We start from the raw sequence: 24,705 nt of genomic DNA, 5'->3' as shown, positions 1-24,705 counted from the left end.
ACTCCTTCTGCGTGGCCGCGGGGTGCGCGGCCAGGGGAGACCGGTCGGCGGGTGGCCGGCCGGGCGGAACTGTGCGATACGCAGAGATCACGTGCGGGAGCTGGTCGCCGCACAACGCTCGTGAGGAAGCTGTGGGGGCGCTGTGAAGGGACCGACGGAAGAGTGGCAGGAGTACGCCCTCTTTGTCAGGGGCGCGTCAGTAAGTTGGCTGGAAATGGTTCGTTGACCGGGAGTTCACGTTCGATAAACGGAACCGTCTCCCGGGAGCCGCTACTGACTGCCCGCTCAGTCAGTAGCCACCCGCTCGGACGGCTCTCCGTGCCAGGAACCCCACAGCGCCGCATAGGCCCCGCCTGCCGTCACCAGTTCGTCGTGCGTGCCCAGTTCCGTCAGCAGGCCGCCCTCCATCACGGCCACCCGGTCCGCGTCGTGCGCGGTGTGCAGCCGGTGCGCGATGGCGATGACCGTACGGCCCGCGAGCACCGCGGCGAGCGCCCGCTCGGTGTGCCGGGCCGTCGTCGGGTCGAGCAGGGCGGTGGCCTCGTCCAGGATCAGCGTGTGCGGGTCGGCCAGCACCACCCGGGCCAGGGCGAGCTGCTGGGCCTGCGAGCCGTCCGTCCGGTGCCCCTTCGCGCCCAGCTCGGTGTCCAGGCCCCCGGGCAGCTCCCGCACCCAGGACTCGGCGCCCACCGCGGTGAGCGCCGCCCACAACTCACCGTCCCCGGCGTCCGGTTCGGCGATCAGGAGATTGTCCCGGACCGTGCCCAGGAACACGTGGTGCTCCTGGGTGACCAGCACGACCTGGCGGCGCAGCCGCTCGGGACCGAGGGCGACCACGGGCACCCCGCCCACCGTCACCGAGCCGGCGGTCGGCGCGTCGACGCCTGCGAGGAGCCGGCTCAGCGTGGTCTTGCCGGCGCCCGACGGGCCGACGACCGCCAGCCGCTCGCCCGGCCGCACGGTCAGGTCCACGCCGCGCAGCACCTCGCCGCCCCGCTCGTAGGCGTACCGCGCCCCCCGGACGTCGATGCGGTCGTCCGCCGGGACCGCCGACTCGTCCGCCTCCGCCCGCGGGGCCCGGGCCAGCCCCTCCACCCGGGCGAAGGAGGCGGCGCCGGCCTGGAGCTGCTCGGTCCGCATCAGCACCTCGTCGAGCGGCCCGGCCAGCTGCTGGAGGTACACGGCGCACGCCACCACCGCCCCGAGGCTCACCGACCCGCGCGCGTGCAGGAACCCGCCGCACAGCAGGACGCCCGCCACCGGCAGGACGTAGGAGACGTCCACCGCCGGGAAGAACACGCTGCGCAGGAACAGCGTCCGCATCCGGGTGCGGCGCGAGACCTCCAGCGCCTCCCGGTTGGCCGACACGCGCCGGGCGGCCAGGTGGAACGCCTCGACCGTGCGGGCCCCCGCCACCGTGGCGGACAGGCTCTCCGCGACCTCCGAAGTCGCCGCGCCCTCGGCGAGGTAGGCGGCCCGCGCCCGGCGCAGGTACCAGCGCAGCGCGACCCAGGCCGGCGTCAGCCCCAGCACCCCGACCACGCCGAGCAGCGGGTCCAGCACGAACACCGCGGCCATGAGGAACAGCGCCTGCACCGAGTTGACCAGCAGCTCGGGTCCCGCGTCGCGCAGCGTCGTGCCGACGGTGGTCACGTCGGCGGTGCCGCGGGTCGTCAGGTCACCGGTGCCGGCCCGCTCCACCACTGACGCGGGCAGGGCGAGCGCCCGGTCCACGTACCGCTCCCGCACCCGGGCGAGTGTCCGCTCCCCGAAGCGGTGGCCCACGTAGCGGGCCCAGCGGGCCAGCAGCAGCTGCGCCAGCGAGCAGACCAGAATGGCGAGCGCCATCCGGTCCACGGCGCCGACCCCGCCGCCGGCGCGCACCTCGTCGACGATCCGGCCCAGCAGCCACGGGCCGGCCAGTCCGGCCGCGGCGGCCAGTGCGTTGAGGCCGAGGACGGTGGCGAGGGCGCGGCGGTCCTCGCCGAGCAGCCGGGCCGCGGCGCGCCGGACGTCGGCGCGGTCGGCGACGGGGAGTTGTCCCGCGGGCGTCATCGGACCGCCTCCTCGTCCCGAGCGACCAGCGCGCGGTATCCCGGTTCCGTGGTGAGGAGTTCGCGGTGGGTGCCGGTGGCGGCCACCTTGCCGTCGACCAGGTACACCACCGTGTCGGCGCGGTCCAGCACGAGGGGGGAGGTGGACGCCACCACGGTCGTGCGGCCCTCGCGGGCGTCTCGGAGGCGGGTCGCGACGAGAGCCTCGGTGTGGGCGTCCAGGGCGGAGGTCGGTTCCACGGCGAGGAGCACCTCCGGTGCGGTGAGGAGGGCGCGGGTCAGGCGGATGCGTTGTCTCTGGCCGCCGGAGAGGGTGTTGCCCTGGGCGGCGACGGGGGTGTCTAGTCCGTCGGGGAGGGACTGGAGTATGTCGTCGGCGGCGGCTGCGTGGAGGGCCTTGAGGTGCGCCGTATCGTCTGCGTGGTTCTGTTGTCGGGCGGGTGCGGGTGCGTCGTGGCTTGTCGCGCAGTTCCCCGCGCCCCTGGGGGCGTTGTCCGTATCGCCGATCATCGAGCGCAAGACGCCCGCGAACAGGTCCGCCTCCGCTTCGGCGACCAGGATGCGGGAGCGGATCCGGGGGAGGGGGATGTCGGACAGCGGGACGTCGCCCCAGGTCGCGTCGGACGGGGTGTAGCGGCCCAGGCGGTCGATGACCTCGGCGGCGTCGGTGGGGTGGGAGCCGGCCAGCGCGGTCAGCCGGCCGGGGAGGACGCGTACGCCGGAGGCCGGGTCGTACAGCGCCGAGGGCTCGGCGGGGGCGTCCCGGGTGCCGGTGTCCGGCTCGGGTTCCAGGCGCAGGAAGGCGACCACCCGGCGGGCGGCCACCACACCCCGGCTGAGCTGGTGGCCCATCTCGATGAGGAACGACACCGGCCAGCCCAGCGCGACCACATAGCCGTACACCGACACCAGTTCGCCGACGCTGATGTGCCCCTGCACTGCCTGCCGGGCGCCCAGCCAGGTGACCAGCGCCAGGAACAGCACCGGCAGCCCCACCCCGAGGGCCTGGATCCAGCTGGTCACCGCCCCGACCCGGTAGCCGCGCTCGCGCAGCCGCCCCGAGTCCCGGCGGAACGCGTCCGCGACCAGGCCCTTGCCGCCCAGCCCGTTCAGCACCCGCAGCCCGCCCGCGAGGTCGCCGATCCGCGCGGTCAGCACCGCCTGCCCTTCCCGGTAGTCGGTCTCCCGGCCCTGGAGGCGCCCCATGAGCGGGCCCAGCAGCACCCCGAGCACCGGCACCCCGATCAGCACCACCAGGGCGAGCCGCGTCGACACCGACAGCATCAGTCCGCCGACCGCCGCGTACGCGACGACCGCCCCGATGCCCGGCCCCACGGCCGTCAGCGAGGTGCTGATGGTCTGCACGTCGCCCACCCCGATGGTGACGACCTCGCCGGTCCCCACCTGTCCGCGCAGCGCGGCGCCCAGCCGCGTGGCGTGTCCCACGACCACCTTGACCGTGCGGAAGTTGGCGTCCAGCCGCACCAGCGTCATCGTGCGGTGCCGCAGCATGCCCAGCCAGGCGTTGACCACGCCGACCCCGACCAGCGCTCCCGTCCAGCCCGCCAGCGCGCCCAGGTCACCCGGCTGCAGGCCGTGGTCGACGGCCCGCGCCATCAGGTACGGCGTCGCCGCCAGCAGCACCATCCAGGTACTGGCGAGCACCGCACCCGCCAGACAGCGCCGCCACTGCCGCACGACCAGCCAGGCCAGGTACCGCCAGCCTCCCCGGTGGTCCGGCGTGCCGGGATCCTCGTACGCGTCGATCACCGATGAACTCCCCCCTCAGGCCCGAGGCCCGCCCGTGCTCACGCGAGGCTGTCCCGCCATGCCCGGTGCAGATCCGCGAACCGGCCCGTGCCGGCGATCAGTTCGTCCGGGGAGCCGTCCTCCACGATCCGGCCGTGCTCCATGACCAGCACCCGGTCCGCGATCGCCACGGTCGACAGCCGGTGCGCGATCACCACCGCCGTACGGCCCTTCAGCACCGTCGTCATCGCCCGCTGCACCGCGCGCTCGCCGGGCACGTCCAGCGAGCTGGTCGCCTCGTCCAGGATCAGCACCGCGGGATCCGCGAGCAACGCCCGCGCGAACGCCACCAGTTGCCGCTGGCCGGCGGAGATGCGGCCACCGCGCTTGCGGACGTCGGTGTCGTAGCCGTCCGGCAGCGCGGCGATGAAGTCGTGGGCGCCGATCGCCTTCGCGGCCCGCTCGATCTCCTCCCGCGTCGCCTCCGGCCGGCCGATCGCGATGTTGTCGGCGACCGTGCCGGAGAACAGGAACGCCTCCTGCGTCACCATCACCACCCCGCGCCGCAGCTCGGGCACCGCCAGGTCGCGCAGGTCGACGCCGTCGAGCAGGACCCGCCCGTCGGAGGGGTCGTAGAACCGGGCGAGCAGCTTGGCCAGCGTCGACTTGCCCGCGCCGGTCGACCCCACGACGGCGACCGTCTGCCCGGCCGGGAGCGTCAGGGCGAAACGGGGCAGCACCTCGCCGCCGGTGCGGTACCCGAAGCTCACCGCGTCGAAGACCACCTCGCGGCCGGGGTGCCCGGAGACCGCCGGCGGCAGCTCCTTCGGTGCGGCCGGCTCGGGCACCGAGGGCGTCTGCGCCAGCAGCCCGGCGATCTTCTCCAGGGAGGCGGCCGCCGACTGGTACGAGTTCAGGAACATGCCGAGCCGGTCGATCGGGTCGTACAGCCGCCGCAGGTACAGCACCGACGCCGCCAGCACACCGAGCGCCAGCGTGCCGCCCGCGACCCGGTAGGCGCCCCACAGCACCATGCCCGCGACGGCCGTGTTGGCGACCAGCCGGGACCCGACGACGTAGCGGGCCATCTCCAGGAGGGCGTCGCCGTTGGTCCGCTCGTGGCGCCGGTTCAAGGCCGCGAAGTCGGCGTCGTTGGCGGCCTCCCGGCGGAAGGCGCGCACCGGGCGGATGCCGTTCATCGTCTCCACGAACTTCACGATCACCGCCGCGATCGCCGTGGACCGGTGCCGGTACACCCGCGCGGCGCGCCGCCGGTACAGCCGCACCAGCGCGTACAGCGGCACGAACGAGGCCACCGCGACCGCGCCCAGACCGAGGTCCAGCCAGAGCAGCAGGGCAGCGATGTAGACGAAGGAGAGGATGACCGTCACCAGCTCCTGGAGTCCCTCGTCGAGCAGTTCGCGCAGGGACTCCACGTCCGTGGTGGAGCGGGAGATGAGCCGGCCCGAGGTGTAGCGCTCGTGGAAGTCGACGCTCAGCGCCTGCGCGTGCCGGAAGATCCGCCCGCGCAGGTCGAGGAGGACGTCCTGGCTGACCCGGGCGGCCGCCGCGATGAACGCGTACTGGAGGCCGCCCGCCGCCAGCGAGCACAGCAGGAAGCCGGCGCCCACCGCGACCAGCGGTCCGTGGTCGTCGTCCCGCAGCGCCGGCACCGCGTGGTCGATGGCGTACGCCACCAGCAGCGGGCCCGCCTGCACCGCCGCCTGCTGGAGCAGCAGGAGAACGGTGGTCAGGGCGACGCGGGCCTTCAGGGGCGCCAGCAGGGAGCGCAGCAGGCTGCCGGTCGCGCCGGGCGGGCTGGGCAGGACGTCCTGGTCGAACAGGTCCCCGTCCGCGCGTGCCCCGCCCCCGGCCGGGTCCGCGCCGTCCGGCTGCTCCCGGTCCGGCGCGGAGGCCGTGGGCGCGGTCATCGGGCGTCCTCCTTCTGGAGTCCCCCGGGCGCGTCGGGCACCTCGTGCCCGTCGAGCCCGGACATCAGGTGGGCGTACTCGGCGTTGCCGCGCAGCAGTTCGTGATGGGTGCCGACGGCCGCGATGCGGCCCCCGGAGAGCAGGGCGACACGGTCGGCGAGCATGACGGTGGAGGGGCGGTGGGCCACGATCAGGGCGGTGGTGTCCGCGAGGACGTCGCGCAGGGCGGCCTCCACGGCGGCCTCGGTGTGCACGTCGAGGGCGGACAGCGGGTCGTCCAGGACGAGGAACCTCGGTCTGCCGACCACGGCCCGGGCGAGCGCGAGGCGCTGGCGCTGGCCGCCGGAGAGGCTGAGGCCCTGCTCGCCGACCTGGGTGCCGGTGCCCTGGGGGAGCGCGTGCGCGAAGTCGGCCTGCGCGACCGACAGCGCCCGGCCCAGCTCCTCGTCCCCGGCGCCGTCGCCCGCGCCCATCAGCACGTTCTCGCCGACGGTGGCCGAGAAGAGGGTGGGTTCCTCGAAGGCCACGGCGACCATCGAGCGCAGCTCCTCGCGGGACAGCGCGGTGATGTCCTCGCCGTCCAGCGTGATCCGTCCGGAGGTCACCTCGTGCAGGCGCGGGACGAGCGCGGTCAGGGTCGTCTTGCCGCTGCCGGTGGCGCCGACCAGGGCCATGGACTCACCCGGCCGGATGTGCAGGTCGACGTCGGTCAACAGGGGCGGGGAGTCGGGGGCCGCGTCGGGGTACCGGAACCGGACGTTCTCGAACCGCAGGCCGTCGGCCCGCTCGGTCGCGGGCAGTCGCGCGGCCGCGGGGGCAGCGGCGCCCTGCGTCTCGACATCGGCGTCCATCACCTCGAAGTACCGGTCCGTGGCCGTCGCCGCCTCCTGGCTCATCGCAAGCAGGAAGCCGATGGACTCCACCGGCCACCGCAGGGCCAGCGCGGTGGACAGGAACGCCACCAGCGTCCCCGCCGACAGCGACCCGTCCGCCACCTGCACCGACCCGACCACCAGCGCCGCCCCGATCGCGACCTCCGGCAGGACGACGATGACGGCCCAGATGGACGCCAGCAGCCGCGCCTTGCGCAGTTCCGTCCCGCGCAGCCTGTGGGACAGCTGGTGGAAGGCCCGCGCCTGACTGCGGTGCCGGCCGAACCCCTTGATGATCCGGATGCCGAGGACGCTCTCCTCGACCACGGTCGTCAGATCCCCGACCTGGTCCTGCGCCTTCCGCGCCACGTCGGAGTACTTCTTCTCGAAGATCACGCAGGTGACGATCACGGGGATGGCGGGCCCGAGGACGACCAGGCCGAGCGTCCAGTCCTGGACCAGCATGATGCCCACGCCGACCAGGATCGTCACCCCGTTGACCAGCAGGAACGTCAACGGGAAGGCGAGGAACATGCGCAGCAGCATCAGGTCGGTCGTCCCGCGCGACAGCAACTGCCCCGACGCCCACCGGTCGTGGAAGGCCACCGGCAGCCGTTGCAGACGCCCGTACAGGTCCGCGCGCATCGCCGCCTCCACGCCGGCCAGCGGACGGGCCACCATCCACCGCCGCAACCCGAACAGCAGCGCCTCCGCCAGCCCGAGCAGCAGCAGGTACAGCGCCCCGAGCCACACGCCGGCCGGATCGCGGTCGGCGACCGGCCCGTCCACCATCCACTTCAGGACGAGGGGGATCACCAGCCCCACGCAGGAGGCGAGGATCGCTATCACCGCGGCCGTCCCCAACCGCGCGCGCACCGGCCGCACATAGGGCCACAGCCGCAGCAGGGCACGTACGGTGGAACGCTTCCCGGCAATGTCCGGGGCGAGATCCGTGGCGGGGGCAGGTTTCGTGGGCATCAGCAGCGAGCCTACGGTTCACCACTGACACTGCCCACCGAGTTTTCGAGCCCGCCCGGGGTCGTACGGAAGCCTCGCCGGGGTCGTACCGGCGCATCAACCGATCGGCTGATGCGCCTTCGAGCGCGTCGGCCGATGTGCCGGACCCCTGCCCGCCGGGACGCTAATGCCATGCCCGTCATCGAAGTCACCGACCTGCGCAAGTCCTACGGCGGCCGTCCCGTCGTCGACGGTGTGTCCTTCGCCGTCGAGGCAGGCGAGATCTTCGGCGTCCTCGGCCCCAACGGCGCCGGCAAGACCACCACCGTCGAGTGCGTCGAGGGACTGCGCGTCCCCGACGGCGGCCGGGTCCGGGTCGCCGGGCTCGACCCCGTCGCCGACCACCGGCGGGTCGCCGAGATCCTCGGCGCCCAGCTCCAGCAGAGCGAGCTCCAGCCCAAACTCACCGTCCGCGAGGCCCTGGAGCTGTACGCCGCCTTCTACCCGAAGCCCGCCGAGTGGCGCCCGCTCGCCGAGCGCCTCGACCTCGTCCCGATGCTGGACACCCGGTTCGCCAAGCTCTCCGGCGGCCAGAAGCAGCGCCTGTTCATCGCGCTGGCCCTGGTCGGCAACCCGCGCGTCGTCGTCCTGGACGAGCTGACCACCGGTCTCGACCCGCGCGCCCGCCGGGAGACCTGGCAGCTCATCGAGGACATCCGCGCGGGCGGGGTCACCGTCCTGCTGGTCACCCATTTCATGGAGGAGGCCCAGCGGCTGTGCGACCGGATCGCGGTGATCGACCGGGGCCGTATCGCCGCGCTGGACACCCCGGCCGGGCTGATCCGGCGCTCGACCGGCTCGACCGTCATCAGCTTCACCCCGTCCACGCCGCTGGACGAGGCGGACCTGCGCGCGCTGCCGGAGCTCGCCTCCGCCGAGTTCAAGGACGGCCGCGTCACCCTGTCCGGCACGGACGAGACGGTGAACGCCGTCATCACCCTGCTCGCCCGCACCCGCGTCACCGCGCACCAGCTCCGCGTCACCGACACCACGCTGGACGACGCCTTCCTGGACCTCACGGAGGCCACCGCATGACCACCGACGTCTTCGACACCGCCGTACTGAGGACCGAGCTGCGTCTGTTCCGCCGCGAACCCGGTGCCCTGTTCTGGATGCTCGTGTTCCCGACCCTGCTGTTGGTGATCCTCGGTTCCATCCCGTCCTTCCGCGAGGCCGACCCCTCCTTCGATGGTCTGCGCCCGGTCGACGCCTACGTGCCGGTGGCCGTGCTGCTCGGGCTGACCGTCGGCGGCCTCCAAGGCATGCCGCAGGTCCTCACCGGCTACCGGGAGCGGGGCATCCTGCGCCGGATGTCCGCCACGCCGGTGCGCCCGGCGGCGCTGCTGTCCGCCCAGATGGTGGTGTGCGGCGGGGCCGCCCTCGTTTCGGCGTTGCTCGCGCTCGCGGTCGGGCGGATCGCCTTCGACGTGGGCCTGCCCGAGCAGCCCCTCGGCTACCTCCTGGCACTGCTCCTTGCCGCGCTCGCCGCGCTCTCCCTGGGCGCCGTGCTCTCGGCGCTGTCCCGCACCACGAAGATCGCCGGTGCGATCGGGTCGGCCGCGTTGTTCCCGGCGATGTTCTGCGCGGGCGTGTGGCTGCCGGTGCAGGCCATGCCGGACCTGCTGGGCCGGATCGTGGGCTGGACCCCCTTCGGCGCCGCCGCGCAGGCCCTCAACGAGGCCGCGGCCGGCGACTGGCCGGGATGGTCCCACCTGGCGGTGCTGGTGGGCTGGACGGCGCTGCTCACCGCGGCGGCCTCGCGATGGTTCCGCTGGGAATGAACGGGCCGATGGCCGACACTGGCCCGATGACCGACGCGGGCACCGTCGAACGCCAGTGGACGGCGTTCCACCAGTGGGGGCCGTACGGCCTGCTCGCCGTCGGCACCGCCGTCGCCGTGGCCGCCTCCGACCTGGTCGGCATGACCGCGCCCGAGTGGTACCTCGCGGCCGCCCTGATCGCGGTCGCGGTCGGCATGCAGCTGTGGTGGACGAGAACGGCCCGCACCCGCCCCGGCCCGAACCCGGTGAGCGTGTGCCTCTACTTCGTGCGCTGCACCGTCGCCTTCGTCCTGGTGTGGCTCAACCCGCTCTTCGGCTTCTACGCCTACGCCGGGTACTTCGGGGTGGACCGGCTGCTGCCGCCCCGGCTGCGGAAGCCGGGACTGTTCCTGACGGCGGTCACGATCGCGGGCGCGCAGTCGGGCGGGATGCCGCCGGTCGAGGCGACGGGATGGATGCTCTTCGGCGCGATACTCGCGGTCAACGTCGTACTCCTCGTGGTGTTCGCCCGCCTCGCCGAGACGGAGGAGGCCCGCAGCCGAGTTCGCGTCGAGACCATCACCGAACTGGAGCGCACCAACACCGCCCTGCAGCAGGCGCTCGACGAGAACGCCGCCCTCCACGCCCAGCTCCTCGTCCAGGCCCGGGAGGCCGGGGTCGCCGACGAGCGCAGGCGGCTGGCCGCCGAGATCCACGACACCCTCGCCCAAGGCCTGACCGGCATCATCGCCCAACTCCAGGTCGTGGCGGCCACCCCGGACCCGGCACTGGGCCGGGAGCACCTGGACCGAGCTCTCGCCCTGGCCCGGCACGGCCTCGGCGAGGCCCGCCGCTCCGTGCACAACCTGTCGCCGGTCGCGCTGGCCGACGACGGACTGCCGGACGCGCTGAAGAAGACGGTCGCCGAGTGGGGCGGACGCACCGGCGTCCAGGCCCGGTTCACCGTCACCGGCACCGCCGAGCACCTCCACGACGAGGTGGCCGCCACGTTGCTGCGCATCGCCCAGGAGGCCTTGTCCAACACGGCCCGGCACGCGGCCGCCGACCGGGTGGGCGTCACCCTCTCCTACATGGGCGACGAGATCACCCTCGACATCCGCGACGACGGCCGGGGCTTCGACCCGCTGACCGCGCGGGAGCGCACCCCCGGCGGCGGCTTCGGTCTCGACGGCATGCGGGCCCGCGCCGAGCGCATCGCCGGTTCGCTCACCGTCGAGGCGGAACCGGGGTACGGCACGGCCGTCTCGGCTCGCGTACCGTTGGTCCGCCATGACCGATGACGAAGTGTCCGCCGCCGCGATGGCCGATGACGCCGTGATCTCCCTGCTCATCGTCGACGACCACCCCGTGGTCCGCGACGGCCTGCGCGGCATGTTCGAGTCCGCGCCCGGCTTCCGCGTCCTCGGTGAGGCGGCGGGCGGCTCCGAGGCGCTGGAACGGGCCGCCGCGCTCGACCCCGACGTGATCCTCATGGACCTGCGGATGCCGGGCGGTTCGGGCGTGGACGCCATCCGCGAGCTGGCCCGGCGCGGCGCCCGCGCGAGGGTGCTCGTGCTCACCACGTACGACACCGACTCCGACACCCTGCCCGCGATCGAGGCCGGCGCGACCGGCTACCTCCTCAAGGACGCACCCCGCGACGACCTGTTCACCGCGGTCCGCGCAGCGGCCCAGGGGCGCACGGTCCTCTCCCCGGCGGTCGCCTCCCGCCTGGTCTCCGCCGTCCGCGCCCCGAAGTCCCCCGGCGCCGAGCCCCTCTCCGCCCGCGAGCGCGAGGTGCTCGCCCTGGTGGCGCGCGGCACCTCCAACAAGGAGATCGCCCGGGAGCTGTTCATCAGCGAGGCAACCGTGAAGACCCACCTCACCCACCTCTACGCCAAGCTGGGTGTCAACGACCGGGCGGCGGCCGTCGCGACGGCGTACGACCGGGGCATCCTCGGCTGAACCGCCTCACCCCGTCCTCAGCAGCAGCACCGTCCGCGCCGGGACCGTGATCTCCGCTCCCGCGGGGTGTGCGGTGCCCGGTGCCTCGCCCTGCTCCTCCTGCCCGGTATCGACGACCACCTCGTACCGCTCCGCCCACGGCGGCCCCGGCAGGACGAAGTCGGCCGGCGTCTCACCCGCGTGGAGCACGGCCAGGAAGGTGTCGTCGGAGATCGCCTCGCCCCGTTCGTCGCGGCCCGGGATGTCCCGCCCGGACAGGTACATGCCGAGCGTGGCGGCCGGGGCGTACCAGTCCCGTTCCGTCATCTCCGTGCCCCGGGCCGTGAACCAGGCCAGGTCGCGCAGGCCGTCCGCGGAGTGCGCGCGGCCGGAGAAGAAGGCCCGGCGGCGCAGCACGGGGTGCCGGTGGCGCAGGGCGATCAGGCGGGAGGCCAGCTCGAACAGGGGGCGCCACTCCGGGTCCTCCAGCAGGCTCCAGTCCACCCAGCTGGTCTCGTTGTCCTGGCAGTAGGCGTTGTTGCTCCCGCGCTGGGTGCGGCCCATCTCGTCGCCCGCGACCAGCATCGGCACCCCGGTCGACAGCAGCAGCGTGGTCAGCAGGTTGCGCAGCTGGCGCCGCCGCAGCGCCCGTACGTCCGTGTCCTCGGTCTCTCCCTCCGTACCGCAGTTCCAGGACCGGTTGTCGTCCGTGCCGTCCCGGTTGCCCTCGCCGTTCGCCTCGTTGTGCTTGCGCTCGTAGCTCACCAGGTCCCGCAGCGTGAAGCCGTCGTGCGCGGTGACGAAGTTGACCGACGCGTACGGCCTGCGTCCGCCCCACGCGTACAGGTCGCTGGAGCCCGACAGGCGGTAGCCCATCTCCCGCACGTCCGGCAGCGCGTGCCGCCAGAAGTCCCGCACCGCGTTGCGGTAGCGGTCGTTCCACTCCGTCCACAGCGGGGGGAAGGCGCCCACCTGGTAGCCGCCCGAGCCGACGTCCCACGGCTCGGCGATCAGCTTCACCCGGCGCAGCACCGGGTCCTGCGCGATCACCGCGAGGAACGGGGAGAGCATGTCGACGTCGTGCATCGAGCGGGCCAGCGCCGCCGCCAGGTCGAAGCGGAAGCCGTCCACGCCCATCTCCGTCACCCAGTACCGCAGCGAGTCGGTGATCAGGCGCAGTACGTGCGGCTGGACGACGTGCAGCGTGTTGCCGCAGCCCGTGTAGTCGGCGTACCGGCGGGAGTCGGCCTGGAGGCGGTAGTAGCCGCGGTTGTCGATGCCCTTCAGGGAGAGCGTCGGACCCAGCTCGCCGGCCTCCGCCGTGTGGTTGTAGACCACGTCGAGGATCACCTCGATGCCCGCCGCGTGCAGCGCGCGCACCATCCGCCGGAACTCGCCGACCTGCTCACCGGTGGTGCCGGAGGCGGCGTAGGCGGCGTGCGGGGCGAAGTAGCCGATCGAGTTGTAGCCCCAGTAGTTCTTCAGCCCGCGGTCGAGCAGATGGCTCTCGTGCGCGAACTGGTGCACCGGCAGCAGCTCCACCGCCGTCACACCCAGCCGCGTCAGATGCTCGATCGCCGCCGGGTGCGCGAGGCCCGCGTACGTCCCGCGCAGCTCCTCGGGGATGCCCGGGTGCAGCTTGGTGAAGCCGCGCACGTGCAGCTCGTAGATGACCGAGTCCGCCCACGGCGTCTTCGGCCGCCGGTCGTACGTCCACTCGTCGTCGGGACCGCCGTCGTCGACCACGACGCCCTTCGGGACGTACGGCGCCGAGTCCCGCTCGTCGCGCACGGTGTCCGCCACCCGCTGCTCCGGCCAGTCCCGCACGTGCCCGTACACCTGCGGCGGCAGCCCGAAGTCGCCGTCCACGGCGCGCGCGTACGGGTCGAGCAGCAGCTTCGCCGGATTCCAGCGGGCACCGGTCCACGGGTCCCAGCGGCCGTGCACCCTGAAGCCGTAGCGCTGCCCCGGCAGGACGCCCGGCACGAAACCGTGCCAGATCTCGTGGGTCAGCTCGGTCAGCCGCACCCGGCGCTCCCCGCCCCCGGGCCCCGGCCCGTCGAACAGGCACAGCTCCACCGCCTCCGCCCCGCCCGCCCACAGCGCGAAGTTGGTCCCCGCCACCTGGCCGGGGCCGGTCCGGAAGCGTGCGCCCAGCGGCACCGGGGTGCCCGGCCAGGCCGGCACGGTGGGCGGCGGTGCGGCGCGCCGGGCGCCGTTGACCACGACGGAGGGACGCGCGTCGTCGGCGGGCCGATTCCCGGCCACCGCCTCCTGCTCGGCTGCGCTGGACACCTGTCAGCCTCCCACGGCTCATGGAACGACGTCCGGCAAGAGGGCGTGCGGCGTCCCGGCCGCTGCTCCCCGTCGCGTCGTCCTCCCCACAGTTCTGCCCACCGGTTGGCTCGCACTCACGTTTCCCCAGGGCGGGCCGGTCGTTACGGGTGGATGTGAGGCACGTACATGGGCGCGCACGGCGCGCGGGGGCCGCTCTGGCCGCCGTACTGACATGGGCAGGACTGCTGGCCGGGGCCGCCGGATGCACCTCGGACGGCGGCGGCATCGGCGGGGTGTTCGGCAAGCCACCCGCCGCCGAGGACGTCATCCGCGTCACCCCGGACGACGGGAGCGAGGCCGTCCGGCCGGAGAAGAAGCTGTCGGTGCGGGTGCCCGACGGACGGCTGGAGTCGGTGAAGGTCGTCAGGTCGCAGGACGCGCAGGAGACACCGGTGCCCGGCCGGATCTCCGACGACGGACTCAGCTGGCGCCCCCACGACGACCGGCTCGCCCTCGCCGCGAAGTACACGGTCGACGCCGTCGCCCTCGACGGCGGAGGACACCGCTCCGCCCGGCACACCACCTTCACCACCTACGTCCCCGAAGAGCGCTTCATCGCGTACGTCGCCCCCGAGAACCGCTCGGTCGTCGGCACCGGAATGATCGTCTCGCTGGAGTTCAACCGGGAGATCACCGACCGCGCCGCCGTCGAACGGGCCGTCTCGGTGACCGCGAAGCCCGCCGTCGAGGTCCGCCCCCACTGGTTCGGCAGGGAACGCCTCGACTTCCGCCCCGAGGAGTACTGGAAGCCCGGCACCGAGGTCACCGTCGACCTCGACCTCCGCGACGTCGAGGGCGCGCCCGGCGCCTACGGACTCCAGCACAAGAAGGTCTCCTTCACCGTCGGCCGCAGCCAGGTCTCGCTGGTCGACGCGGCCGGCCGGACCATGGAGGTGCGCCGGGACGGCTCCCTGCTGGCCACCGTGCCGATCACCGCGGGGGCGCCGTCCACCCCCACCTACAACGGCAAAATGGTGATCACCGAGATGCTCGACGTCACCCGCATGAACAGCCGCACGGTCGGCTTCGGCGGCGAGTACGACATCCCGGACGTCCCGCACGCCATCCGCCTGACCAGCTCCGGCACCTTCCTGCACGGCAACTACTGGGCTCCACAGGACACGTTCGGCCGGGCCAACGTCAGCCACGGCTGCATCGGGCTGCGCGACGACAAGGGCGGCGGCTCCGACACCCCCGGGGGCTGGTTCTTCGACCGCAGTCTCATCGGCGACGTCGTCGAGGTGGTCAACAGCAAGGACCGGACGGTCGCCCCGGACAACGGGCTCGGCGGCTGGAACATGGGCTGGAAGAAGTGGACGGCCGGGAGCGCCGTGAAGTGACCCGGGCGTCCCCGGCGCCAACTCGGTACGGAACGGTGACATTTCACCAGTCCCCTGCCCCCCTGGCCTGCGGTTACGATGCGCCGGTGCGCGCGGGCGCACCGGGGTGCGGGCCGGACCGGGCCCGGCGAGGGGAGACAAGTTGAACGTGCGTCCGATATCGGGGGCGGTGCTCGCCGTGCTGATGCTGGCGGTCACCGCGTGCGGCGGGGGCGGATCGGGCTCGGGGGGCGGAGCCGGGAACGGCGAGGACGCCAAGGACAGGGGGTCCACCGCGGCACAGAGCAAGCAGTCCGAGGCCGTCGTCACCATCGCGCCGAAGAACGGGGCCAAGGCCGTCGACACCAGCGGCGCGCTCAAGGTCGCGGCCGCCGAGGGCAAGCTCACCGAGGTCGTGGTCAAGGACGCCGAGGGCGCGAAGGTCGACGGGAAGATATCCGGGGACGGCGCCACCTGGACGCCGTCCACCCACCTGGCCGCCTCCACCACGTACACCGTGCACGCGGTCGCCAAGGACGCCGAGGGGCGTTCGGCGGCCGAGGACTCCCGCTTCACCACGCTGACGCCCGAGAACACCTTCGTCGGCACCTTCACGCCGGAGGACGGTTCGAAGGTCGGCGTCGGCATGCCGTTCTCGATCCGCTTCACCCGGGGCATCACCAACCCCGAGGACGTCGAGAAGGCCATCCGCGTCAAGACCGAGCCGGCCGTGGAGGTCGCGGGCCACTGGTTCGGCAACGACCGCCTCGACTTCCGGCCCGAGAAGTACTGGAAGCCCGGCACCAAGGTCACCGTCGACCTCAACCTCGACGGGGTCGAGGGCCGCGAGGACGTCTACGGCAAGCAGGCCAAGACCGTCTCCTTCACCGTCGGCCGCAGCCAGGTCTCCGTCGTCGACGCCAAGAAGCACACGATGAAGGTCGTCCGGGACGGCAAGACCGTCAGGACCATCCCGGTCACCACCGGCTCGCCCGGCTACGAGACCTGGAACGGCCAGATGGTCATCACCGAGCGGCTCGCGGTGACCCGGATGAACGGCGAGACGGTCGGCTACGGCGGCGAGTACGACATCAAGGACGTCCCGCACGCGATGCGCCTGTCCACCTCCGGCACCTTCATCCACGGCAACTACTGGGGCGGCGACGCCTTCGGCAACCGCAACTCCAGCCACGGCTGCATCGGGCTGCGCGACGTGCGCGGCGGCTGGGACGAGAAGGCGCCGGCCGCGTGGTTCTTCGAGAACTCGCTGATCGGCGACGTGGTCGTGGTGAAGAACTCCGAGGACGCGACCATCGCCCCGGACAACGGCCTCAACGGCTGGAACATGTCCTGGGAGAAGTGGAAGGCGTAGGCCCCCACCGACGCACAGGCCCCGGTGCTCGCCTCCCTGTGAGGTAGGACACCGGGGCCCACGTCGTTAGTCCCCGTTAACCTGCTGGGCATGACCGTCTATCTGGAAGTCGCCGAAGGCGTCGGCACGCTGCGCCTGGACCGCCCGCCCATGAACGCCCTGGACGTCGCCACGCAGGACCGGCTCAAGGAACTCGCCGAGGAGGCCACCCGCCGCGACGACGTGCGCGCCGTGGTGATCTACGGCGGCGAGAAGGTGTTCGCGGCGGGCGCGGACATCAAGGAGATGCAGGCGATGGACCACGCGGCGATGATCGTGCGCGCCCGTGCCCTGCAGGACTCCTTCACCGCGGTGGCCCGCATCCCCAAGCCGGTGGTCGCGGCCGTGACCGGCTACGCGCTGGGCGGCGGCTGCGAACTCGCGCTCTGCGCCGACTTCCGCATCGCCGGGGAGAACGCCAAGCTGGGCCAGCCCGAGATCCTGCTCGGCCTGATCCCGGGCGCCGGCGGCACCCAGCGGCTCTCCCGGCTCGTCGGCCCCTCCCGGGCCAAGGACCTCATCTTCACCGGTCGGCAGGTGAAGGCCGAGGAGGCGCTCACGCTCGGCCTGGTCGACCGCGTGGTCCCGGCCGGTGAGGTCTACGCGCAGGCGCACGCCTGGGCCGCACGGCTGGCCAAGGGGCCGGCCATCGCGCTGCGCGCGGCGAAGGAGGCCGTCGATACGGGCCTGGAGACGGACATCGAGACCGGCCTCGCCGTCGAACGCAACTGGTTCGCCGGTCTGTTCGCCACCGAGGACCGCGAACGCGGCATGCGCAGCTTCGTGGAGGAGGGCCCCGGAAAGGCGAAGTTCGGCTGACGGGCTTGCAATTGACGCGATGTCTGATCCGGGTCCCTCGATGGGGCGGTTTATGGCAGCCTTAACGCACCATTAAGCGTGTCGTGTCGAGGGAGGGCGCCGCTTGTCTCCGGCCGAGTCGTCCGCCCAGGTCAGTGGGGCCTTTCCCGGTGCTGAGCTGCCTCTGGCATATGTCGGTCGCCTCCCGTCGGACCGCGTCCGTGCGGGGGCGTATTCCCCGGGAACAGCCCCGGAGTCCCCCGGGGGCGGCCATGATGGGGGCATGGCGGGGCTGGAGGGTACGGAACAGCCGCGGGGAGCCGGACGTGCGACCGCGGCGCGCTGGTCGCCGGCGGTGGAGGACGAACGCGCGCACCAGGCGCTGGAGCTGTTCGGCAACCCCACGGAGCACGAGGTTCCGTTACCGTCCCGCCCCGAGTCCGCCGCCACCGCCCGCCGGCTGGCCCAGGTGGTGGCCCTGCGGCAGTGGCAGCTCGGCCCGAAGGTCACCGAGGACACCGTCCTGCTCGTCTCCGAGCTGGTCGGCAACGCCGTCCGCCACACCGGCGCCCGGGTGTTCGGCCTCCACATGCGCCGCCGCCCCGGCTGGATCCGCGTCGAGGTCCGCGACCCCTCCCGGGGGCTGCCCTGTCTGATGCCGGTGCAGGAGACGGACATCAGCGGGCGGGGCCTCTTCCTCGTGGACAAGCTGTCCGACCGATGGGGCGTCGACCTGCTGCCGCGCGGCAAGACGACGTGGTTCGAGATGCGGGTCGTGGACCGGTGAGTGACCATCTGCCGCCGGTAGCAACCTCGTTCGCCGGACACGCCACCTACGGGTGAGAATCCGGAACCTGCCCCTCCGTGAACGGGATGGTGGGTCGCATGATCACCACTCGTCTGCGCCGCAGGGCCGCCGCGGCCGTCCTGTCGCTCGCCGCCGTCTTCGCCACGTCGGCCGCCACCGTCCCCGGCTCGGCCGCCACCGCGACGGCGCCCGCCAAGGCCGCACCGGCCTGCCCCCAGTTCGACGACAAGACCAAGGCCGCCGCCGACCGCGGCGTCGACGTCGACCGCATCACCCCCGAGCCGGTCTGGCGCACCACCTGCGGCACCCTCTACCGCAGCGACAGCCGGGGACCGCAGGTCGTCTTCGAGGAGGGCTTCCACGCCAAGGACGTGTACAACGGCCAGTACGACGTCGAGAAGTACGTCCTGGTCAACCAGCCCTCGCCGTACGTCTCGACGAGCTACGACCACGACCTGTACAAGACCTGGTACAAGTCCGGCTACAACTACTACATCGACGCCCCCGGCGGCATCGACGTCAACAAGACCATCGGCGACAAGCACAAGTGGGCCGACCAGGTCGAGGTCGCCTTCCCCGGCGGCATCCAGCGGCGGTACATCATCGGGGTCTGCCCGGTCGACCGGAAGACCAAGACCGAGATCATGAACGACTGCGAGAGCAACCCGCACTACCGGCCCTGGCACTGACGCCGGAGTGCGGCCAGCTAGTCTGACTGCCGTCAGATTCGTCCACGGGGCGAGCAGAGCAGACCAGCTGAGCAGGGAATGAGGGGCGGACCGGTGGCGGACATCGAGGAAGCACGCAGGCAGTTCGACCGGATCGACACGGACGGTGACGGATACATCACCGCCGCCGAGTTCAAGAGGGCGCTGGCCCAGGGCGGCGACTGGAACGTCACCGAGTCGGTGGCCGAGGCGATCATCGCCAACCGCGACCTCGACGGCGACAAGCTGATGTCGTTCGAGGAGTTCTGGGCCCCCCTGAACAAGTCCTGAACCCGCGACACCCGCACCCCGGGGCGCCTTCCGGCCGGGCCGGAGGCGCCCCCGTTCGCATGTCTGAGCCAGGGACATGAATGTGGCGCGAGCGGCCTCCGTCCGCCAGATGGTTCAACGCTGTGCAACCGCTGCAACTTCGGGGGCCTGGGCTGGTGCGAAGGCCTGCCTCCGGAGCTTCGGACCTTCGAACCGCTCAACAGGTACTTCTCGGATCTCCTGGCGATGCGGCTGCGGGCGGAGCGAAGCCGCCCCTCAGCCGCATGGCCCGATCAGGCGCCGTCGGCCCACTTCTTGAGCGCAGACTTGCTCTCGAACGCGGCGACGTTCGTGTCGAGGGGATCGTCGGTGTACTGGTGGAAGCGCCACGCGGCCTGGATCCTCGGCTTGCCCGCCGTCACGTAGTCGGCGATCCAGAGGCCGTCGCCAGCGTACGAGGTCGTGTCCACGGACAACCAGAAATGCCTGTTGGCGTAGAGAATGACCCGGTTGTCCGGCCGGAGCGCCCGCACCTTCCGGATGAAGCTGTCCTTCTCCGCGTTGCTCGCGTGGGTGCCCTCGCCCGTCGTCTCCCAGTCGACGGCGAGGATGTCGCCCTTGCGGTCGGGGGCCTTGGAGACGAAGTAGGAGGCCTGGGCGTCGAGGTTGCCCGGCCACAGGAAGTGGTAGAAGCCGACGACGAGTCCGGCGTCGCGGCCCCGCTTCGTCTGCGCCGCGAGCTTCGGGTTGACGTAGGTACGGCCCTCCGTCGCCTTGACGAAGACGAAGGAGAGGCCGTCCGTGCCGTAACTGGACGACTGGTACGCGCTGACGTCGATACCGCGCAGCATGGGGCCTCCCTGGGGAGCTGTGGGGGGATGGGAGTTGGTTATTCCCCACCATGGCACGGGTGATCCCCGGCCGAAGCGGAAACGTCGACTTGCCTTCGCCTGGGCGCTGTTGACGCGCGTAGCCCCGTATCGCACGCTGGTCCGGTCCATGTTCGGCTCGACGGTCGGGAGGCCGGGATGTTCAGACGTGCGTCACGCCTGCTTCTCTCATTTGTCATGCTCATGGCCGGAGCGGCGGTGGGGGTGGGCGCCACCGCCACCACCGCTCAGGCGGACTCCTGCTACACCTGGAACCGCACCCTCTCCCAGGGATCCTCCGGCGGCGACGTGACCCAGCTCCAGATCAGGGTCGCGGGCTGGGTGACCTCGGGGGAGCGGCTCTCCTACGACGGCCAGTACGGCGCCCGCACCGCCGCCGCCGTCAAGAAGTTCCAGGCCGCGTACGGGCTGGGCGCGGACGGCGTCGCCGGACCGGCCACCTTCAGCAAGATCTACGCCCTCCAGGACGCGGACTGCACCCCCGTCCACTTCAGTTACGCGGAACTCAACAAGTGCAACTCCGACTGGTCCGGCGGCGCGGTCTCCGCCGCCACCGCCAAGTCGAACGCGCTGAAGACCATGTGGAAGCTGGAGGCGATGCGGCACGCCCTCGGGGACGTGCCGATCACCATCTCCAGCGGCTTCCGCTCCCGCGCCTGCAACAACGCCGTCGGCGGCTCGGCCACCAGCCGGCACCTCTACGGCGACGCGGCCGACCTCACCGGCTCGCCCAGCTTCTGCCGCCTGGCGCAGCAGTCCCGCACCCACGGCTTCTCGGAGATCCTCGGCCCGGGCTACCCCGGCCACAACGACCACACCCACGTGGCCTTCGACCCCTCGCCGTACTGGTCGGCGCCCAGCTGCGGCATCTGACGCGCGGGGTCGCGGCCCGGCGGCGGGCGCGGCGCCGACGGGCCGCCGCTCCCGCCGGGGCGGCGGCCCCGACGCGTTCCACGGCCACCAGCCCGTGCGTCCCGTCCGGACGCGGTCGGCCCCGGCACCCGCCCGATACGCTCTCGGCGTCACGCAGCAACGCACACGCGACGAACGACGGCTCGCGAACGACGGGTCCGAAGTACGCCTGCGCCCTGTCCGAGGGTCGAGCGGGCCCTGCGTGGACACCTGCCGACAGGGCATCGGCTGGGCGGAGAGCGGGAGGACCTCATGTCCAGCCGCCGTTGGACTGCCGTACGCCCCGCCCCAGTGCCTCGCAGCGGTACAGGTAGCCGCCGGCGGGACCGCTGACGCTGTGACCGCGCAGGACCCCGGGGTGGAGCCCCGGCCTGGTTGACGCGGCTCGGACGGCGGTGGCCGACAGCGGTGGCTCGGCGCCCGCGACGCTCTTCGCGCCGCGGGGAGGTGCCTTCACGGGAGGACGATGTCGCGGCCGGCCCCGCCGTCGAGGGTGTCCTTTCCGGTGCCGCCCCAGACGAGGTCGTCGCCGTCCTCCCCGTGCAGCATGTCGTCGCCGGGGCCGCCGAGGACACTGTCGCGGCCGTTCCCGCCCATGGCGTGGTCGTCGCCGGAGCCGGCGTACACGGTGTCGTCACCGCCGTAGCCCTCGATCATGTCGTCGCCGGAGCCGCCCCACATTCGCTGGTCGCCCTCGTCCCCCATGAGGTGGTCCATGCCGTCGCCGCCGTGCAGGGTGGCGGGGCCCATGACCATGTCGTCACCCGCGCCGCCCAGCACCGTGCGTGCGGTGTGGGCGTGCAGTTCGTCGTCGCCGGGGCCGCCGCTGACGGTGTTGACCCCGGGGGTGAAGGCGGCGATCGTGTCGTCGCCGTCGCCGAGGAAGGCGTCGATCCGGTCGGGCCGGGGGCTGTCGGCGGGCAGTTCGCAGACGACGGAGGTGGTGTCCTCGGCTCTGGAGTACGCGCAGTGGTCGCCCGGTTCGAGCGGGACCACGTCCCTGATGCCGATCCGCTTGATCCCGTCGCTGGTGTACATGGAAAAGATGTTGAGGTCGTTGGCCTGCCCCGGGGCGGCGGTGAAGACGATCGACTGGGTTGTCCAGTCGGCTCCGACGCGGGCCTTGGCCTCGGTGTCGGTGGCGGCTCCCGCCGGGCCGACGGCGAGGCCGGCCGTGAGCAGCGCCGCGGCGACCGCGCTGACAGCGGCTCGGTTTCGGTTCATGAGACCTCATCTCGGGGGAGTGACGGTGGGCCGACCCGTTTGGCGTGGTGCTGCCGGGGACCGGGTGAACACGGTGGTGTGAAGGCAGTCTCCCCGGCTGGTCCGGATCCGCAAGACCGCGAGCAGGACAGCGAACTGGCGGGGCGTCAGGCCCGGTTGAGGCCTTCAGGAAGCGAGGGGCGGGGTTCAGGTTCCCGTTTTCACGGCAGAAGCCCTGCTCGCCGCCCACCGTTGAAATCAACTCCGTTTGTTTCGTTGACATTTGACGCAGCAGCCACGATGTTGGGAGCGCTCCCATAACAGTCATGGAACTGGAAGGAGTTCCCCCACATGCGCAGACAATCTCCGTTGACCGGGCGTTCGCGGTCGTCCCTCCGTCGGCCCCTCCAGGCGCTCGTCATGCTGTTCGCCGTGGTCGCCGGCGCACTGACCTGGTCGGCCCCCGCCCAGGCTCACGGCACCATCGTCGGCCCCGCCTCCCGCGCGTACCAGTGCTGGAAGACGTGGGGCAGCAACCACACGAACCCGGCCATGCAGACTCAGGACCCCATGTGCTGGCAGGCCTGGCAGGCCAACAGCGACACCATGTGGAACTGGATGAGCGCCCTCCGCGACGGACTCGGCGGCCAGTTCCAGGCGCGGACCCCCGACGGGACGCTCTGCAGCAACAACCTCTCCAGGAACGCCAGCCTGGACAAGCCCGGGGAGTGGAAGACCACCACCGTCGGCGACAACTTCTCGGTGCACCTGTACGACCAGGCATCCCACGGTGCCGACTACTTCAAGGTCTACGTGAGCAAGCAGGGCTTCAACCCCAAGACCCAGAGCCTGGGCTGGGGCAACCTCGACTTCATCACGCAGACCGGCCGCTTCGCCCCGGCGCAGGACATCACGTTCCCCGTCCAGACCTCCGGCTACACCGGACACCACGTCGTGTTCGTGATCTGGCAGGCCTCGCACCTCGACCAGGCCTACATGTGGTGCAGCGACGTGAACTTCGGCTGAGCCGGGGAGCGCCGCACGCGGAACCGTGATTCCAAGGCCACGTGCCGGAGTGCCGAGCGCACTCCGGCACGTCGGACGTGATCCGGGGCCGCCGGTCCTGGTGAACTGGGGCGCCTGCTGAAGTTCTCGCCGGCAGCCTGTTGCACAGGAGCAGCAGTTGCGTGGGGCGCGCGGTGCGCGGCCGGTCGTCCGGGCGGGAGACGACGACCGTGACACAGCCCTCGCGGTCCCGCCTCAGATACACCTCGACCAGCGGGCTGAGACATGCGAACGCGCTGGTCAGGGCCGATCCGCCTAGCACTCGATGATGTTCACCGCCAGCCCGCCCCGGGCCGTCTCCTTGTACTTCACGGACATGTCGGCGCCGGTGTCCTTCATGGTCTTGATGACCTTGTCGAGGGAGACCTTGTGGGAGCCGTCGCCGCGCATCGCCATCCGGGCCGCCGTGACCGCCTTCACCGCGGCCATGCCGTTGCGCTCGATGCACGGGATCTGGACGAGGCCGCCGACCGGATCGCAGGTGAGACCGAGGTTGTGCTCCATGCCGATCTCGGCGGCGTTCTCCACCTGCTCGGGGGAGCCGCCGAGGACCTCGGCGAGGGCGCCGGCCGCCATCGAGCAGGCCGAGCCGACCTCGCCCTGGCAGCCGACCTCGGCGCCGGAGATGGAGGCGTTCTCCTTGAAGAGCATGCCGATCGCGCCGGCCGCGAGCAGGAAGCGGACCACGCCCTCCTCGTCGGCGCCGGGCACGAAGTTGACGTAATAGTGCAGCACGGCCGGGATGATGCCCGCCGCGCCGTTCGTCGGGGCGGTGACGACCCGGCCGCCGGCCGCGTTCTCCTCGTTCACGGCCATCGCGTAGAGGGTGATCCACTCCATGGCCAGGGCCGCCGGGTCGCCCTCGGAGCGCAGCTTGCGGGCGGTGTTGGCGGCGCGGCGGCGGACCTTCAGGCCGCCGGGGAGTATGCCCTCGCGGGACATGCCGCGGTTTACGCACTCCCGCATCACCCGCCAGATCTCCAGCAGGCCCGCGCGGATCTCGTCCTCGTCGCGCCAGGCCCGCTCGTTCTCCAGCATCAGGGCGGAGATCGACAGGCCGGTGTCCTGGGCCAGGCGCAGCAGCTCGTCGCCGGTGCGGAAGGGGTACTTGAGCACCGTGTCGTCGAGCACGATGCGGTCCGCGCCCACCGCGTCCTCGTCGACGACGAAGCCGCCGCCGACCGAGTAGTACGTCTTGGTCAGCACCTCGGCGCCCTCGGCGTCGTACGCCCACAGGGTCATGCCGTTGGCGTGGTAAGGGAGGGTCTCGCGGCGGTGCAGGACCATGTCGTCGTCGTAGGCGAAGGCGATCTCGTGCTCGCCGAGGAGGCGGATGCGGCCCGAGGACCTGATCGTCTCGACGCGGTCGTCGGCCGTCTCCACGTCCACCGTGCGCGGCGAGTCGCCCTCCAGGCCGAGCAGCACCGCCTTGGGGGTGCCGTGGCCGTGTCCGGTGGCGCCGAGCGAGCCGTACAGCTCGGCCCGGACGGAGGCGACGGAGTCCAGCAGCTCCTCGTTGCGCAGGCGGCGGGCGAACATGCGGGCCGCCCGCATCGGGCCGACCGTGTGCGAGCTCGACGGGCCGATGCCGATCGAGAACAGGTCGAAGACCGAGATGGCCACGGGGGTCTCCTCAGAACGGGGGTGGTGCGGAGGGT

21 protein-coding genes are annotated in these 24,705 nt (G+C 72.2%); 12 read left to right on the top strand and 9 right to left on the bottom strand.

The window, feature by feature from the left end; all coding sequences use genetic code 11:
* Nucleotides 1-285: 285 nt before the first annotated feature.
* From ACFW01_RS34510 to ACFW01_RS34495, 4 genes are read right to left on the bottom strand one after another with little or no spacing between them, the layout of a single operon-like run.
* Entirely contained in the window at nucleotides 286-2,055 is a 1,770-nt protein-coding gene (locus ACFW01_RS34510; RefSeq protein WP_384510281.1) for an ABC transporter ATP-binding protein, read from the bottom strand.
* Nucleotides 2,052-3,824: an ABC transporter ATP-binding protein gene (locus tag ACFW01_RS34505; protein WP_384510278.1), complete on the bottom strand. Its 1,773-nt coding sequence runs from the start codon at nucleotides 3,822-3,824 to the stop codon at nucleotides 2,052-2,054. The genes ACFW01_RS34510 and ACFW01_RS34505 overlap by 4 nt, the downstream gene beginning before the upstream one ends.
* Nucleotides 3,825-3,862: 38 nt before the next feature.
* Nucleotides 3,863-5,734 (bottom strand): ABC transporter ATP-binding protein, encoded by a 1,872-nt coding sequence (locus tag ACFW01_RS34500; RefSeq protein WP_384510275.1) that lies wholly within the window; start codon nucleotides 5,732-5,734, stop codon nucleotides 3,863-3,865.
* Nucleotides 5,731-7,584 carry an ABC transporter ATP-binding protein gene (locus ACFW01_RS34495; RefSeq protein ID WP_384510272.1) on the bottom strand — a complete coding sequence of 618 codons (1,854 nt, stop codon included), beginning with the start codon at nucleotides 7,582-7,584 and terminating at the stop codon, nucleotides 5,731-5,733. Before ACFW01_RS34495 ends, ACFW01_RS34500 begins: the two co-directional genes overlap by 4 nt.
* A gap of 171 nt (nucleotides 7,585-7,755) precedes the next feature.
* Here ACFW01_RS34495 and ACFW01_RS34490 point away from each other — a divergent pair, with 171 nt between their 5' ends.
* The 4 genes from ACFW01_RS34490 to ACFW01_RS34475 are packed head-to-tail and all read left to right on the top strand — an operon-like array spanning nucleotide 7,756 to nucleotide 11,348.
* Nucleotides 7,756-8,658: an ABC transporter ATP-binding protein gene (locus ACFW01_RS34490; protein WP_234961237.1), complete on the top strand. Its 903-nt coding sequence runs from the start codon at nucleotides 7,756-7,758 to the stop codon at nucleotides 8,656-8,658.
* Nucleotides 8,655-9,404 carry an ABC transporter permease gene (locus ACFW01_RS34485; RefSeq protein ID WP_384510269.1) on the top strand — a complete coding sequence of 250 codons (750 nt, stop codon included), beginning with the start codon at nucleotides 8,655-8,657 and terminating at the stop codon, nucleotides 9,402-9,404. Before ACFW01_RS34490 ends, ACFW01_RS34485 begins: the two co-directional genes overlap by 4 nt.
* A gap of 8 nt (nucleotides 9,405-9,412) precedes the next feature.
* Nucleotides 9,413-10,684: a sensor histidine kinase gene (locus ACFW01_RS34480; RefSeq protein WP_384510266.1), complete on the top strand. Its 1,272-nt coding sequence runs from the start codon at nucleotides 9,413-9,415 to the stop codon at nucleotides 10,682-10,684.
* On the top strand, nucleotides 10,674-11,348 hold the full coding sequence (locus ACFW01_RS34475) for a response regulator (protein WP_384510263.1): 675 nt from the start codon (nucleotides 10,674-10,676) through the stop codon (nucleotides 11,346-11,348). The genes ACFW01_RS34480 and ACFW01_RS34475 overlap by 11 nt, the downstream gene beginning before the upstream one ends.
* Before the next feature lie 6 nt (nucleotides 11,349-11,354).
* Here ACFW01_RS34475 and glgX read toward each other — a convergent pair whose 3' ends face one another.
* A complete protein-coding gene (gene glgX / locus ACFW01_RS34470; RefSeq protein ID WP_384510260.1) occupies nucleotides 11,355-13,622 on the bottom strand; it encodes a glycogen debranching protein GlgX in 2,268 nt (755 codons plus the stop codon).
* A 155-nt stretch (nucleotides 13,623-13,777) separates the two neighbouring features.
* Between glgX and ACFW01_RS34465 the strand changes: the two genes are divergently transcribed.
* The 6 genes from ACFW01_RS34465 (at nucleotide 13,778) to ACFW01_RS34440 (ending at nucleotide 18,998) form a co-directional block, all read left to right on the top strand.
* On the top strand, nucleotides 13,778-15,004 hold the full coding sequence (locus tag ACFW01_RS34465) for an Ig-like domain-containing protein (RefSeq protein WP_234961233.1): 1,227 nt from the start codon (nucleotides 13,778-13,780) through the stop codon (nucleotides 15,002-15,004).
* 142 nt (nucleotides 15,005-15,146) lie between these two features.
* Nucleotides 15,147-16,355 carry an Ig-like domain-containing protein gene (locus tag ACFW01_RS34460; protein ID WP_384510256.1) on the top strand — a complete coding sequence of 403 codons (1,209 nt, stop codon included), beginning with the start codon at nucleotides 15,147-15,149 and terminating at the stop codon, nucleotides 16,353-16,355.
* A gap of 90 nt (nucleotides 16,356-16,445) precedes the next feature.
* Nucleotides 16,446-17,213 (top strand): enoyl-CoA hydratase-related protein, encoded by a 768-nt coding sequence (locus ACFW01_RS34455; RefSeq protein ID WP_234961232.1) that lies wholly within the window; start codon nucleotides 16,446-16,448, stop codon nucleotides 17,211-17,213.
* Nucleotides 17,214-17,475: 262 nt separating this feature from the next.
* Nucleotides 17,476-17,979, top strand: a complete 504-nt coding sequence (locus tag ACFW01_RS34450) for an ATP-binding protein (RefSeq protein ID WP_163015966.1) — start codon at nucleotides 17,476-17,478, stop codon at nucleotides 17,977-17,979.
* Nucleotides 17,980-18,077: 98 nt separating this feature from the next.
* The gene (locus tag ACFW01_RS34445; RefSeq protein ID WP_384510252.1) at nucleotides 18,078-18,689 is read left to right on the top strand and encodes an ADP-ribosyltransferase; all 612 of its coding nucleotides are present in this window, start codon (nucleotides 18,078-18,080) and stop codon (nucleotides 18,687-18,689) included.
* A gap of 93 nt (nucleotides 18,690-18,782) precedes the next feature.
* Nucleotides 18,783-18,998, top strand: a complete 216-nt coding sequence (locus tag ACFW01_RS34440) for an EF-hand domain-containing protein (protein ID WP_366851235.1) — start codon at nucleotides 18,783-18,785, stop codon at nucleotides 18,996-18,998.
* A 272-nt stretch (nucleotides 18,999-19,270) separates the two neighbouring features.
* Here ACFW01_RS34440 and ACFW01_RS34435 read toward each other — a convergent pair whose 3' ends face one another.
* Nucleotides 19,271-19,828, bottom strand: a complete 558-nt coding sequence (locus ACFW01_RS34435) for a glycoside hydrolase family 25 protein (protein WP_234961230.1) — start codon at nucleotides 19,826-19,828, stop codon at nucleotides 19,271-19,273.
* A 177-nt stretch (nucleotides 19,829-20,005) separates the two neighbouring features.
* On the opposite strand from ACFW01_RS34435, the gene ACFW01_RS34430 reads away from it, so the two are divergent.
* Complete coding sequence (locus ACFW01_RS34430) at nucleotides 20,006-20,740, top strand: D-Ala-D-Ala carboxypeptidase family metallohydrolase (protein ID WP_384510248.1); 735 nt, start codon at nucleotides 20,006-20,008, stop codon at nucleotides 20,738-20,740.
* A gap of 289 nt (nucleotides 20,741-21,029) precedes the next feature.
* Here ACFW01_RS34430 and ACFW01_RS34425 read toward each other — a convergent pair whose 3' ends face one another.
* On the bottom strand, nucleotides 21,030-21,236 hold the full coding sequence (locus tag ACFW01_RS34425; RefSeq protein WP_234961228.1) for a hypothetical protein: 207 nt from the start codon (nucleotides 21,234-21,236) through the stop codon (nucleotides 21,030-21,032).
* Nucleotides 21,233-22,003 (bottom strand): calcium-binding protein, encoded by a 771-nt coding sequence (locus ACFW01_RS34420; protein WP_384510244.1) that lies wholly within the window; start codon nucleotides 22,001-22,003, stop codon nucleotides 21,233-21,235. The genes ACFW01_RS34425 and ACFW01_RS34420 overlap by 4 nt, the downstream gene beginning before the upstream one ends.
* Nucleotides 22,004-22,402: 399 nt before the next feature.
* Between ACFW01_RS34420 and ACFW01_RS34415 the strand changes: the two genes are divergently transcribed.
* A complete protein-coding gene (locus ACFW01_RS34415; protein WP_234961248.1) occupies nucleotides 22,403-23,008 on the top strand; it encodes a lytic polysaccharide monooxygenase in 606 nt (201 codons plus the stop codon).
* A gap of 294 nt (nucleotides 23,009-23,302) precedes the next feature.
* On the opposite strand, the gene ACFW01_RS34410 is transcribed toward ACFW01_RS34415, so the two are convergent.
* A complete protein-coding gene (locus ACFW01_RS34410; RefSeq protein WP_384510241.1) occupies nucleotides 23,303-24,670 on the bottom strand; it encodes an L-serine ammonia-lyase in 1,368 nt (455 codons plus the stop codon).
* Between the last annotated feature and the right edge of the window lie 35 nt (nucleotides 24,671-24,705).

Source organism: Streptomyces sp. NPDC058985 (assembly GCF_042740985.1).
GTDB lineage: Bacteria > Actinomycetota > Actinomycetes > Streptomycetales > Streptomycetaceae > Streptomyces.
This window is presented reverse-complemented; position numbering and strand designations above follow the sequence as displayed.